Source organism: Streptomyces sp. JLBT605 (genome assembly GCF_058215555.1).
Map to the genome: position 1 here is coordinate 1,584,370 of NZ_CM177087.1, position 14,009 is coordinate 1,598,378.

Annotated in this window: 8 protein-coding genes; 1 reads left to right on the forward strand and 7 read right to left on the reverse strand. The window is 73.6% G+C overall.

All coding sequences use genetic code 11. The features are described from left to right. Positions 1–77: 77 nt before the first annotated feature. The 7 genes from AC4BDD_RS07165 to AC4BDD_RS07195 form a co-directional block, all read right to left on the reverse strand. Positions 78–1,799, reverse strand: a complete 1,722-nt coding sequence (locus AC4BDD_RS07165; RefSeq protein ID WP_490690127.1) for a proline--tRNA ligase — start codon at positions 1,797–1,799, stop codon at positions 78–80. A 96-nt stretch (positions 1,800–1,895) separates the two neighbouring features. After that, positions 1,896–2,432, reverse strand: a complete 537-nt coding sequence (locus AC4BDD_RS07170; RefSeq protein ID WP_490690128.1) for a GNAT family N-acetyltransferase — start codon at positions 2,430–2,432, stop codon at positions 1,896–1,898. An 81-nt stretch (positions 2,433–2,513) separates the two neighbouring features. After that, entirely contained in the window at positions 2,514–3,359 is an 846-nt protein-coding gene (locus AC4BDD_RS07175; RefSeq protein WP_490690129.1) for a GNAT family N-acetyltransferase, read from the reverse strand. A 128-nt stretch (positions 3,360–3,487) separates the two neighbouring features. Beyond that, entirely contained in the window at positions 3,488–4,642 is a 1,155-nt protein-coding gene (ispG, locus tag AC4BDD_RS07180; RefSeq protein WP_490690130.1) for a flavodoxin-dependent (E)-4-hydroxy-3-methylbut-2-enyl-diphosphate synthase, read from the reverse strand. Positions 4,643–4,817: 175 nt separating this feature from the next. Then, positions 4,818–6,122, reverse strand: a complete 1,305-nt coding sequence (locus tag AC4BDD_RS07185; RefSeq protein WP_490690131.1) for a M50 family metallopeptidase — start codon at positions 6,120–6,122, stop codon at positions 4,818–4,820. Further along, complete coding sequence (gene dxr / locus AC4BDD_RS07190; protein WP_490690132.1) at positions 6,119–7,387, reverse strand: 1-deoxy-D-xylulose-5-phosphate reductoisomerase; 1,269 nt, start codon at positions 7,385–7,387, stop codon at positions 6,119–6,121. The genes AC4BDD_RS07185 and dxr overlap by 4 nt, the downstream gene beginning before the upstream one ends. A 111-nt stretch (positions 7,388–7,498) precedes the next feature. Beyond that, complete coding sequence (locus tag AC4BDD_RS07195; RefSeq protein ID WP_490690133.1) at positions 7,499–9,451, reverse strand: acyl-CoA dehydrogenase family protein; 1,953 nt, start codon at positions 9,449–9,451, stop codon at positions 7,499–7,501. 544 nt (positions 9,452–9,995) lie between these two features. On the opposite strand from AC4BDD_RS07195, the gene AC4BDD_RS07200 reads away from it, so the two are divergent. Beyond that, on the forward strand, positions 9,996–13,970 hold the full coding sequence (locus AC4BDD_RS07200) for a CHAT domain-containing protein (RefSeq protein ID WP_490690134.1): 3,975 nt from the start codon (positions 9,996–9,998) through the stop codon (positions 13,968–13,970). The last annotated feature ends 39 nt before the right edge of the window (positions 13,971–14,009 follow it).

A 14,009-nucleotide genomic window follows, 5' to 3' on the forward strand; every position in this document is an offset into this window, starting at 1 on the left:
GGGCTCAAGCCCCCGGGCGGGCGCCGCGCACTCCAGAGCGCGCCGCCCGCCACGGTCCCTCGCCGGGAGGCGCGACGTTACGCCGTGGCCAGTGCGGTGAGGCGGGCCACCGCCTCGTCGACGGTCAGCTCCTCGCGCTCGCCGGTGCGCCGGTCCTTCAGCTCGACCACGCCGTCCTTCGCGCCGCGCCCCACGACGAGGATCGTCGGGACACCGATCAGCTCCGCGTCGGTGAACTTCACGCCCGGGGAGACCCCGGCCCGGTCGTCGACAAGGGTGCGGACTCCGGCCGCGGCCAGCTTCTCCCCCACCTCCAGGGCGAGTTCGGTCTGCAGCGCCTTGCCCGCGGCGACCACCTGGACGTCGGCCGGGGCGACCTCGCGCGGCCAGCACAGGCCGGACTCGTCATGGGTCTGCTCGGCGAGCGCGGCCACGGCACGCGAGACGCCGATGCCGTACGAGCCCATGGTGACCCGGACCGGCTTGCCGTGCTGCCCGAGCACGTCCAGCTGGAAGGTGTCGGCGTACTTCCGGCCGAGCTGGAAGATGTGGCCGATCTCGATCGCCCGGTCCAGCTCGATGCCCGCGCCGCACTGGGGGCACGGGTCGCCCGGCTCCACAACGACCACGTCGAGGTACTGGTCGACCTCGAAGTCCCGCCCGCAGACGACGTTCGACGCGTGCTTGTCGGGCTTGTTGGCACCGGTCACCCAGGCGGTGCCGGGTGCCACGCGAGGGTCGGCGAGGTAGCGGAAGGACTTGCCGGCCAGGCCCTGCGGGCCGACGTAGCCGCGGACCAGGTCGGGGCGGTCGGCGAAGTCCTCGGCCGTCACCAGCTCCACCTCGGCCGGCGCCAGGTGCTCGGCCAGCTTGCCGAGGTCGACCTCGCGGTCGCCGGGCACGCCCACCGCGGTGATCTCGCCGTCCACCTTGACCAGCAGGTTCTTCAGCGTGGCGGAGGCCGGGACGCCGAGGTGCTCGGCGAGGGTCTCGATGGTCGGGGTGTCGGGCGTGTCCAGCTCCTCGACCGGGCCGTGCTCGACCCCCTCGACCGGCGGCACGGTCACCGTGACCGCCTCGGTGTTCGCCGCGTAGTCGCACTTCGGGCAGTCGACGAAGGTGTCCTCACCGGCCGCCGCCGGGGCGAGGAACTCCTCCGAGGCCGAGCCGCCCATGGCGCCCGAGACGGCGGAGACGATGCGGTAGTCGAGGCCGAGGCGGGCGAAGATCCGCTGGTACGCCTCGCGGTGCAGCCGGTAGGACTCGGCCAGGCCCTCGTCGGTGGTGTCGAAGGAGTACGAGTCCTTCATCTGGAACTCGCGGCCGCGCAGCACGCCGGAGCGGGGCCGCGCCTCGTCCCGGTACTTGGTCTGGATCTGGTAGAGGATCACCGGCAGGTCCTTGTAGGACGTGCACTGGTCCTTGACCGTCTGGGTGAAGATCTCCTCGTGGGTGGGGCCGAGGAGGTAGTCCGCGCCCTTGCGGTCCTTGAGCCGGAAGAGCAGGTCACCGTACTCGTCCCAGCGGCCGCTGGCCTCGTACGCCTCGCGGGGCAGCAGCGCGGGCAGCAGCACCTCCTGGGCGCCGATGGCGTCCATCTCCTCGCGCACGATCCGGGAGACGTTCTCCAGGACCTTCTTGCCGAGCGGCAGCCAGGTCCACACGCCGGCGGAGGAGCGGCGCACATACCCGGCGCGGACGAGCAGCTTGTGACTCGCGGTCTCGGCGTCGGCCGGGTCGTCGCGCAGCGTCTTCAGCATCATCCGGGACATGCGCTGGGCGTGGACGGCTTGGGCCATGGGGCGTCTCCTGCGTGCGAGATGGGATGGCAGGAGGTTAGCCGCCGCAGGGGGGAACCGGAAAACGCATTCGCCCGATCCTGAGCGGGTCGGCGTTCACCCCCGCAGCAGCGGCAGTGGGGCGCCCATCACCGCGTACGGGCTTGAGGCGCTTGGGAAGAGGACGCGGCGGGCGAGGTCGTGGTAGCCCAGGGCGCGGTAGAGGCAGCGGGCCGGGCTGTCGGTGTCGATGGCGGAGAGGATGCTGCGCGGCTGGCCGGCGCCGTCGGTGAGGGTGGTGATCAGGGTCCGGCCGATGCCGCGGTTCTGGTAGGCGGGGTGCACATGCAGTTCGGTGACGACGAAGGAGTCGTCCAGCCAGTGTTCCCGGCCGGTGGCGCGCAGGTAGGGCTCGACGACCGTGGACCACCACTGGGTGCGGTCGTTGGGCATGCCGTAGACGAAGCCGACGAGACGGCCGGTGGGCGTGGTCGCGCCGAGTGCGCGGGCTCCTGGGCTGGTGAGGTGCCGGAGCACGATGTGGCGCCGTACGCCGATCTCCTCATCGGTGAGGCCGAACGCGACCGCCTGTACGGCGAGCGCGTCGTCCACCCGGGCGGCGAGGTCGAGTGGTCCGACGACGACGTCATCCATGGCGGCACCCTACTGGGCGGCGGGCGGCGGCGCGGCGGATCAGGACACCGCGGCGCATCGGGGCAGGGCGGGCCTGGGCGGTCAGAAGAGCACGCTCATGAAGGCGCCGACCTCCTGGAAGCCGACGCGGCGGTAGGTGGCGCGCGCCGCGGTGTTGTAGTCGTTGACGTAGAGGCTGACGACCGGGGCGACCTCGCGCAGCGCGAAGTCGAGGACGGCTGCCATGCCGGTCGCCGCCAGTCCGCGGCCGCGGTACTCGGGGGCCACCCAGACGCCCTGGATCTGGCAGGCGAGCGCGGTGGCGGCGCCGATCTCGGCCTTGAAGACGACCCGGCCGTCCTCGATGCGGGCGAAGGATCTGCCGGTGCTGACGAGTTCGGCGACGCGGGCCTGGTAGAGCAGGCCGCCGTCGCCGGCCAGGGGCGAGACGCCGACCTCCTCGGTGAACATCGCCACGCAGGCCGGGAGGATGACGTCCATCTCGTCCTTGCGGACGCGGCGCACCAGCGGGTCGGGGGTTATCCCGGTGGGCATGGTGTTGGTGACCATCAGGGGCTGGTGGGCCCGCACCTCGCGAGCCGGGCCCCAGCTGGGTTCGAGGAGCGACCAGAGTTCGGCGGTGGTGCCGGCCGGGCCGACGATGGAGGAGCAGCGGCGGCCGGAGCGGCGGGCCCGCTCGGCGAAGCCGCGGACCGCCTCGGGGGTGGCGCAGACCGGGACGAGGTTGGCGCCGGCGTAGCAGAGGGATTCCAGGCGCCCACCGCTGTACCAGCCCCACATCTCGCCGCCGAGCCGCCAGGGATCCAGGCCGGCGGCTTGGACCCGGGCGGTGACGAAGGCGTTGGAGACGGGGTCTCGGTTGAGCACGGCGAGCGCGTCGTCCAGCTCGGCGGGCTCGAGAACCCTGGTGGTGGTGGTCGTGAGCACGTGTCGGTCTGCCTCACCGTTGCGGGCCTGCCGGCCAGGGGGACTCGATTTCCGCACTGTACCCCGCCGCCTCGGCGGGTGACCTCCCGCCGAGGACGTGCTGGCCGGGAAGCGGCCCGGGGGGCCGGTCAGCCGACGCTGACCTGTGGTTCTCCGGATGCGATGCCGTCCTTCTCCATCTGTTCGGCGATCTTCAGGGCCTCCTCGATGAGGGTCTCGACGATCTTCGACTCCGGAACCGTCTTGATCACCTCACCCTTCACGAAGATCTGCCCCTTGCCGTTACCCGAAGCGACACCGAGATCCGCCTCGCGGGCCTCGCCGGGACCGTTGACCACACAGCCCATCACCGCCACCCGCAGCGGCACCTCCATACCCTCCAGACCGGCCGTCACCTGATCCGCGAGCTTGTACACATCCACCTGCGCACGACCACACGACGGACACGAGACGATCTCCAGCCGACGCTGGCGCAGGTTCAGCGACTCCAGAATCTGGATACCGACCTTCACCTCCTCCGCCGGCGGCGCCGAGAGCGAGACCCGGATGGTGTCGCCGATGCCCTCACTGAGCAGCGCGCCGAACGCCACGGCCGACTTGATCGTGCCCTGGAACGCCGGCCCCGCCTCCGTCACCCCCAGGTGCAGCGGGTAGTCACATTGCGCGGCCAGCTGCCGGTACGCCTGGACCATCACCACCGGATCGTTGTGCTTCACCGAGATCTTGATGTCCCGGAACCCGTGCTCCTCGAACAGCGAGCACTCCCACAACGCCGACTCCACCAGCGCCTCGGGCGTGGCCTTGCCGTACTTCTCCAGCAGCCGCTTGTCCAGCGACCCGGCGTTCACCCCGATCCGGATCGGCACCCCCGCGTCCGAGGCCGCCTTCGCGATCTCCTTGACCTTGTCATCGAACTGCCGGATGTTCCCCGGGTTCACCCGCACCGCCGCACACCCAGCGTCGATCGCCGCGAACACGTACTTCGGCTGGAAGTGGATATCGGCGATCACCGGAATCTGCGACTTCTTCGCGATGACCGGCAGCGCCTCGGCATCGTCCTGGGAAGGGCACGCCACCCGCACGATCTGGCAGCCCGACGCCGTCAGCTCCGCGATCTGCTGCAACGTCGCACCGACATCCGCCGTCACCGTCGTCGTCATCGACTGCACCGACACCGGCGCGTCCCCACCCACCGCGACCGACCCCACCTGGATCCTCCGGCTCACCCGGCGTTCGGCGAGCTTGGTCGGTACGGACGGCATTCCGAGCGAGATGGCAGTCATCTGGCGAGCAACCCCAAGGTGTGGATCATGGTCCCGAGATCGGCGGGCTCCGGGATTCGAGATTACGGCACCGGGGCGGTGCCCGGCACATCGCTCCCCGTGCGTCACCCGCACGACGACGGCCGGGCGTGGATCACGCCCGGCCGTCGCGGCAGACCTCCGAAGATCAGCTGGTTCAGGTGATGCGTACTGGATTGACCAGGTCCGCGATGAGCACCAGCAGGGTGAAGCAGATGAAGATGCCCGCGACCACGTAGGCGAACGGCATGAGCTTGGCCACGTCGAACGGGCCCGGGTCCGGCTTGCGGAAGATCCGTGCCGCGTGGCGGCGCACCGACTCCCACACCGCGCCCGCGATGTGGCCGCCGTCCAGGGGCAGCAGCGGCAGCATGTTGAACAGGAAGAGGGAGAGGTTGAAGCCCGCGACGAGGAAGAGCATCGTGGCGACCTGCTGGGACGGCGGGATGTCCAGGTTGGGGATCTCGCCGCCGACGCGGGCCGCGCCGACCACGCCCATCGGGGAGTCGGCCTTGCGCTCGCCGTCCCCGAAGGTCGCGTCCCACAGGTCGGGGACCTTCGAGGGCAGGTCGATCAGCGAGTCGACGCCGTCCTGGACCATGTTGCCCATGCGGTCCACCGAGTCGGTGAAGGACTGCTTGACGACTCCGGTGGCCGGGGTGAAGCCCAGGAATCCGGCGTCGACGAACTTGCCCTCGACGTAGCCACCGCGCCCGTCGGTCTTGGCGACCTGGTTCTGTATCAGGGTGGGGTGCAGGTCCAGGCGCTTGCCGTCCCGCTCGATGGTGACGGTGGCCTTGCCGACGGTGTCCCGGATGTGCTTCTGGAGGGTGCTCCAGTCGGGGGTGGCGTGGCCGTCGATGGCGACGATCTTGTCGCCGGCGCGGAGTCCGGACTTGTTGGCCGGGGTGTCCTCGGCGCCCTTGGGGCACTTGTCGGTGTCCTTGGCCGAGGCCGGGACCACGCACTTCTGGACCGTGCCGACGGTGGTGGTCTGGGTGTTCAGGCCGAAGGTCATCATGACGCCGAGGAAGATCACCACGGCGAGGACCAGGTTCATGAACGGGCCGGCGAACATCACGATGACGCGCTTCCACGGCTTGCGCGTGTAGAACAGCCGCTTCTCGTCGCCGGGCTGGAGCTCCTCGAAGGCCGCCGACCGGGCGTCCTCGATCATCCCGCGCCAGGGCGAGGTGGAGCGCGCCGTGATCTTCCCGTCGTCGCCGGGCGGGAACATCCCGATCATGCGGATGTAGCCGCCGAGCGGGACCGCCTTGACGCCGTACTCCGTCTCGCCCTTCTTGCGCGAGAAGATCGTCGGCCCGAAGCCGACCATGTACTGCGGCACCCGGATGCCGAAGAGTTTGGCGGTCGACAGGTGGCCCAGCTCGTGCCAGGCGATGGAGAACAGAAGTCCGAGGACGAAAACGACTATGCCGAGGACCGTCATCAGTGCCGTCATACGCGAGCCTCCGGGGTTGCTGTCGCCTTCGCCGCGCGTGCGGCCAGTTCACGGGCGCGGGCGCGAGCCCATGCCTCCGCTTCGAGGACGTCCGCGACGGTGAGCCGGGTTCCCCGGGCGGGGGTGCCATGTTCGCGCACCACCTCGGCGACCGTATCGACAATGCCGGTGAAGGGCAGCTCGCCGGCGAGGAAGGCGTCCACGCACTCCTCGTTCGCCGCGTTGAAGACGGCCGGGGCGGTGCCGCCGAGGCCACCGACGTGCCGGGCCAGCGAGACCGAGGGGAACGCCTCGCTGTCGAGCGGGAAGAACTCCCAGGTCGCCGCCTTGGTCCAGTCGCAGCCGGGCGCGGCGTCGGGGACCCGCTCCGGCCAGCCCAGGCCCAGCGAGATCGGCATCCGCATGTCGGGCGGGCTGACCTGGGCGAGGGTCGACCCGTCGACGAACTCCACCATCGAGTGAATGTAGGACTGGGGGTGGACGACCACCTCGATCCGCTCGAAGGGGATGTCGAAGAGCAGGTGCGCCTCGATGACCTCCAGGCCCTTGTTGACCAGGGTGGCGGAGTTGATGGTGACGACCGGGCCCATGTCCCAGGTGGGGTGGGCCAGCGCCTGCTCGGGTGTGACCTCGGTCAGCTCCGCTCTGCCGCGTCCCCGGAACGGGCCGCCGGACGCGGTGACCACGAGCTTTCTGACCTCCGGGCGGGCGCCGCCCAGCAGCGCCTGGAAGAGCGCGGAGTGCTCGGAGTCGACCGGCACGATCTGGCCGGGCTTGGCCACCGCCTTGACCAGCGGGCCGCCGACGATCAGCGATTCCTTGTTGGCCAGGATGAGGACCCGGCCGGCTTCCAGGGCGGCGAGGGTGGGCGCGAGGCCGATCGAGCCGGTGATGCCGTTGAGCACGGAGTGGCAGGGGGAGCCGGCCAGCTCGGTGGCCGCGTCCGGCCCCGCCAGGATCTCCGGGAGCGGCTCGCCGGCCCCGTACCGCTGGGCCAGCGCCTCGCGCAGCGCGGGCACCTTGTCGGCCTGGGCGACCGCGACCGTCCGCACCCGCAGGGTGTGGGCCTGCTCCGCGAGCAGCGCCACCCGCCCGCCGGCGGCGGACAGGGCGGTCACCCGGAAGCGGTCGGGGTTGCGCAGCACCACGTCGATGGCCTGGGTGCCGATCGATCCGGTGGAGCCCAGGATCACGATGTCGCGCCGGTCTCCGGGGGCGGCGGTGGCCGCGAAGCGGAGGTGCGGGTCAGCGAGGGAGTCCGTCATCCCCCCATTGTGTCCGGTCGCCCGGGCGCGTGAGCCAGGTGCCCCGGGGCGCCGGATCACCCGGTGCCGCGCCCGGGGCGCAGGTCACCGGGGGCGGGCGGCGGGGCGCGGTCACCGGAAGGGCCGGCGGGCGTTGTCCTGGGTGGTGGGCCCGGGTGTGGCGTCGGCGATCCACGGACCGTCGCCGCTGGGGTCGAGCACGCCCTCCTCCAGCCAGGTGTACGAGCCGTCCATGACCTTGGCGACGACGGCGCGGTCGAGGTTGTCGGTGTTGGTCCACAGCCGGCCGAAGAGCTCGTCGATACGGATCCGGGCCTGCCGGCAGAAGGCGTCGGCGAGCTGGTACGCCTCCGGCCCGTGGTCGCCGGAGGCGCGCAGCATCTCGGCGCGTACGCAGGCGGCGCTCATCGCGAACAGCTCCGCGCCGATGTCCACGATCCGGCCGAGGAACCCCTGCTTGGTCTCCATCCGGCCCTGCCAGCGCGACATGCCGTAGAAGGTGGAGCGGGCGAGCTTGCGGGCCGACCGCTCGACGTAGCGCAGATGGCCGGAGAGGTCGAGGTGACCGGGGGGCGCGAATTCCGCGTAGGCGCGGGGCAGGTGGCCGGGGCCGGTGACCAGGCCGGGCAACCAGCGGGCGTAGAAGCCGCCGGCCTTGGCGGCCGCCTTGCCCTTGGCGGTCAGCGAGGTGTCCGGGTCGATGAGGTCGCCGGCCACCGACAGGTGCGCGTCGACGGCCTCGCGGGCGATCAGCAGGTGCATGATCTCGGTCGAGCCCTCGAAGATCCGGTTGATGCGCAGGTCCCGCAGGAGCTGTTCGGTGGGGACGGCGCGCTCGCCGCGCGCGGCGAGGGACTCGGCGGTCTCGAAGCCCCGGCCACCGCGGATCTGGACCAGTTCGTCGGCCATCCGCCAGGACATCTCGCTGCCGTACAGCTTGGCCAGGGCGGCCTCGATGCGGATGTCGTTGCGGTCCTCGTCGGCCATCTGGGAGGCCAGGTCGAGCACGGCCTCCAGGGCGAAGGTGGTGGCGGCGATGAAGGAGATCTTGGCGCCGACGGCCTCGTGCCGGGCGATCGACTTCCCCCACTGCTCGCGGGCCGCCGACCACTCGCGGGCGATTTTCAGACACCACTTGCCGGCGCCCGCGCACATCGCGGGCAGCGAGAGCCGGCCGGTGTTGAGGGTGGTCAGCGCGATCTTCAGGCCGGCGCCCTCCGGGCCGATGCGGTTGGCGGCGGGCACCCGCACCTGGTGGAAGCGGGTGACGCCGTTCTCGATGCCGCGCAGCCCCATGAAGGCGTTGCGGTGCTCGACGGTGATGCCCTCGGAGTCGGCCTCGACGACGAACGCGGTGATGCCGCCGGGGTGGCCCTCCGAGGCGGGCACCCGGGCCATCACGACGAGCAGGTCGGCGACCACACCGTTGGTGGTCCACAGCTTGACGCCGTCCAGCACGTATTGGTCGCCCTCGGGCACGGCGGTGGTGGCCAGCCGGGCGGGGTCCGAGCCGACGTCCGGCTCGGTGAGCAGGAAGGCGGAGATGTCGGTGCGGGCGCAGCGCGGCAGATAGGTGTCCTTCTGCGCCTGGGTGCCGAACTTCTTGACCGGCTGCGGCACGCCGATGGACTGGTGGGCGGAGAGCAGCGCGCCGATGGCGGGGCTGACCGAGCCGACCAGGGCCAGCGCCTTGTTGTAGTAGACCTGGGTGAGACCGAGTCCGCCGTAGGCGGTGTCGATCTTCATGCCGAGGGCGCCGATCTCCTTGAGACCGCGGATGGTCTCGTCCGGGATGCGGGCCTCGCGCTCGATCCGGGCGGCGTCGACCTTCGTCTCCAGGAAGTGCCGCAGCCGGGTGAGGAACGCCTCGCCGCGCCGCAGGTCGTCCGGTTCCGGGACCGGATGAGGGTGGATCAGGTCGAGCCGGAAGCGGCCGAGGAACAGCTCCTTGGCGAAGCTGGGCTTGCGCCAGTGCTGGTCCCGGGCCGCCTCGGCCACCTGGCGTGCCTCGCGCTCGGAGACGGACCGCGCGGGGTCGCGTTCGGGCACGGTCTGAGCGGTCATGAGGGCTCACCTCGCCGCGGAGTCGGGGGAGTTGTCCGGTCGGTCACCGACCGGTGCTACTGCTGCGTATGTACCCGATGTGTGCGGTGTGTACCAGACCCGAGGCGCTTGTCATCCCCTCGGGTCACGGCGGGCGGCGGTGCGGAGGGAGGGGCGCCGGGGCCGCCGCCGCCGTGCGGCGGAGCGCGTCCGGGGCGGTTCGCCGACGGTGTCCCGGGACGCTTCGGAAGGGTGTCCGGAACGCTACTGTGCGTGGCCGAGAACATCGATTCGCGTACTGTGCCGGTCCTCTGCTGTCACACTCGGCCACGGGGGGTACGAGCCGCGCTGGGGGGTGATTCGCATGTCCGGACGCTGGCCCTTCGGCCCGTCACGTGGCAGGCGGGGCAGGGGTACCAGGCGAGCGGGGCGTGCCGTCGCCGCTGCCGGCGCGGTGAGTCCACTGGGTGGCGGGGGCGCGTCGGAGGACGAGCAGGCCGTCGGGCGGACCGGCGATCCGGTCACCCCCGGGTCGGCCCAGGGTGCCGGCCCCGTCTGGGAACCGGTGTTTGAGCCATTCTTCGACCCGTTCCTCGACCCGCTCCCGGAGCCGACGTTCGCGACCCCCTTCGACACGGGCTTCGACACGGGCTTCGACACGGGCTTCGACGCCCCCCGCGGCTCGGCCTGCGAAGCGGCCTTCGCCCCGGCTTTCGATCTGGCGGCGGTGCTGAGCGGTCCGGCCCATCCGCCGGCCGGCGGCCACGCCCCGCCGGGCACCCGGCCCGCGGCGTGCGCCGCGGAGGCGGGGTACGCCGCCTGGCCGCGGCCGGAGCCGCCGTGCCCGGCCGGTCCGGCGCCCGCGGCTCCCGGGTCCCCCGCGGACCCGCTCGCCGCGGCCGACCGGGCACGGCTGGCGTACGCCCGCACCGGCGATCCCGCGCTGCTCGCGCGGGCGCTGGAGGCCTGCTGGTCGGCGGTGAACCAGTACGGGCGGCGGCCGGCGGGCGACCCGTACCGGGTGCTCAGCCTCTCCACGCTCGGCGTGCTGCTGCGGCTCAGCTACGAACTCGACCAGTCGGGCGGCACCCTCGCCGAGGCCGTGCGGGCCGGACGCACCGCCGTCGCCGAGACCTCGCCCGAGGACCCGGAGTTCTGCCGCCATCTGTGCGGTCTGGCGGTCTCCCTGCGGGAGCTGTTCGGCCGGACCTGCGACCTCGCCGCGCTGGACGAGGCGATCGCGCTCTACCGCCGCTGTCTGGCGGTCTGCCCCTCCAGCCACCCGGAGTACGCCGGGATGCAGTCCAGCCTGGGCAACGCCCTGCTGCGCCGCGCCCAGTACGAGCCGGACCCAGAAGTGCTTCAGGACGCGGTGCGGCTGGGCAGGGCGGGGGTGCGCGGCACGCCGCCCGGACACCCGCAGCAGCCGGCCCGGCTGGCGGAGCTCGGCGCGGCGCTGCTGCAGTACGCCATCAGCACGGCCAGCCTGAGTGCGCTGGAGGAGGCGATCGCCAGCTACCAGCGGGCGCTGGTGACGCTGCCGGACGGGCATCCGGCGCACGACCGGGTGCACACCGCGTTGGACAGCTGCCTGCGCTCGCGCCGGGTGATCCTCGCGGCCCGGGAGCGGACCCGGCGGCCCGGCTCGGCGGGCAGTTCCTGGGCCGAGGAGCTGCGCCGCGCCTCTGGGCTGCACGCCACGTATCTGCAGACCGGTGGCCTGCCGGAGCTGGAGCGGGCCATCGGCGGGTTCGCGAAGGCGTGGCGGGGCGCGGCCGACCCGTCGGTGCGCGAGCGGGCCGGGGTCCGGCTGGCCACCGCGCTGTGGTCCCGGTACGAGCACAACGGTGACCGGCGGGACCTGGACCAGTCGATCGACCTGTTCCGGGAATCCCTCGCCTCGGGCCGGGAGCGGGGCCAGGGGGCGTCGGAGGATCCGGCGGCGGTCCGGGCGAGCCTGTCCGGGGTGCTGCGGCTGCGCTGGCTGCGCACCGGCGAAGGGGCCGATCTGACCGCCGCGGTGGACCTGGCACGGACCGCCGTGGCCGCGACCGCGCCGCACGACCCCGGCCGGTGCGGGCGGCTGCTGGGCCTGGGGGCCTGCCTGTCCGCGCTGCACGCGCACTCCGGTGACCCGTCGGTGTCCGAGGAGGCCGTCGGCGTGCTGCGGGAGGCGGTGGCGCTGGCCGCGCGGGACGAGGAACGGGCGTGGGCGCGCACCGGCCTCAGCGCGGCGCTGCGCGGCCGCGCGGGCTGGGGCGGGCCGGACGCCCCGGCCGCCCTGGACGCCGCGATCGAGCTCGCCCACGAGGCGCTGGCCGCCGTCCCGGCAGGCCATGTGCTGCGCCCGCGGCTCCACGCGGATCTGGGCCACAGCCTGCTCCAGCGCTATGCCGCGCGCCGTGATCCGGACGACCTGGCGGCCGCGGCGGTGGCCGTGCGGTTCGCGGCGGCCGCGACCTTGGACGGCCACCCCGACCAGCCCCGGCGGCTGCGCGCCCTGAGCCGGGTCGCGCGCCTGGAGTACGAGCTGCGGGGCACCGACGACGCGCTCGACGCGCTGGTCCACACCGCCGGCGAGGCCGCCGTGGCGATGCCGGGCGGACACCCGCTGCGCGCCGGGGCGGTGACCGAGTACGCCCGGGGGTTGAGCCTGCGCGGCGCCGCGCGGACGGATCCGGCCGACCTGCTGGCCGCGGAGTGCGGCTACCGGCAGGTCGCCGAGGACCCCACGGCGGCCGTGCGGACCCGGATCCACGCCGCCCGGCACTGGGCGCGGCTCGCGCACCGGGCGGGCGGGGCGGAGCGCGCGATGACGGGCGCGGCGCTGGTGGTGGAGTTGCTGGCGCGCACCGCCCCCCGCCGGTCCCTGCGGCCCGGTGGTGCCCCGCGCCCCGCCGGCAGCGCCGTGCCGAGGCCGCCGGCGCGGCCGGCCGACCCGTGCGCGGCCGGTTCGGACGGACCCGCCGGGTGCGAGCCCTCGCTGTACGCGGGCGTGACGTACGCGGCGGCGTGCGCGCTGGAACTGGGCGACCCGCACCGGGCGCTGCGCCTGCTGGAGCAGGGCCGGGGGGTGCTGCTGGCCCAGGCGCTGGACGCCCGTACCGAGCTGGCCGAGCTGCGCGAGTCGCACCCGGGGCCGGCCGACCGGTTCGCCCGCCTCCGGGAGCTGCTGGATTGGCCGGAGGACGAGGAACCGGCCGCCGGGTCCGCCGCCGCGCCCGGCCCGTCCGGCCGGTTGGGGGCCTGGCCGCCGGCGGATCCGCCCGGCGAGGACCGGTACGCGCTCGCCGAGGAGTGGGAGCTGCTGACCGACCGGATCCGACGGCAGCCCGGCTTCGAGGGCTTTCTGCGGGCGCCCGGGGTGTCCGAGCTGCTGACCGCCGCCCGCGGGCACGGTCCGGTGGTCGTGATCAACACCGACCCGCTGCGCTGCGACGCGCTGCTGCTGACCGATGAGGCGCTGCGGGCCGTCCCGCTGCCCGCCCTGGACCACCGGGAACTGCTGCGCCGCGCCGAGCGCTTCCAGGACGCGGTGCGCGTCGCGCGCGACCCGGGCGCCCCCGCGCGCGCCCGGCACACCGCCGCCGGCGAGGTCGACGAGGTGCTCGGCTGGCTGTGGGACGCCGTGGCCGAACCGGTGCTCGCAGCCCTGCGGCTGACCGGGAAGCAGCGCCGCGACCGGCCGATGCCGCGCCTGTGGTGGGTGCCCACCGGCCCGCTGGCCGCCCTGCCGCTGCACGCCGCCCAGCGCCGCTCCCCCGCGGGCGTCGTCACCGATGCCGTGCTGGACCGGGTGGTCTCCTCGTACGCGCTGACCGTCCGCGACCTCATCCGGGCCCGCGCCCGCCGGACCGCCACCGGGGCCGGGCCGGCGGGGCCGCTGGTGGTCACGGTGCCGGCGACGCTCGGCGCGGCCGAGCCTGGCGGGGTGCGGCGGGAGGCCGCGGCGCTGACCGGGCGGGTGCCGGGCGGCCGGACGCTGAGCGGTGAGCGGGCCCGCCGGGACGTGGTCCTGGAACTCCTCCCCCGGCACCGCTGGGTGTACTTCGGCTGCCCGACGGCCGCCGCCCGCGACGAGCTCTCATCCGGCCTGCTGCTCCTGGACGACCAGGGCACCGGGCCGCTGACGGTCGCGGACATCGCGCGGCTCGATCTGCCGGAGGCCGAGCTGGCCTGTCTCTCCGCCTGCCTGCCCGCCCCGGCCCCGGGCACGCCCGCCGGGGAGCCGCCGCGGCCCGCGGGCGCGTTCCAGGTCGCCGGGGCGCTTCAGGTGGCCGGATTCGCGCAGGTCATCGGCGCGTTGTGGACCGTGGAAGACGACGCGGCGGTGCGGATCGCGCAGGACTTCCACGCCGCCCTCACCGAGGGCGCCCCGGGCCCGGCCTCCGCGGCCGGGGACGCGGCGGGGCGGCAGCCGGAGCCGTCCGCGGTGGCGGAAAGCGCAGCGCACGCCCTGCACCGGGCGGTGCGGGGCGTGCGCGAGGCGTATCCGACGGCTCCCTGGCTCTGGGCCGGCCATATCCACTTGGGCGTCTGACCAGGCCGCGGGGCATCCGCGGGACGGGCCGTGCCCGGA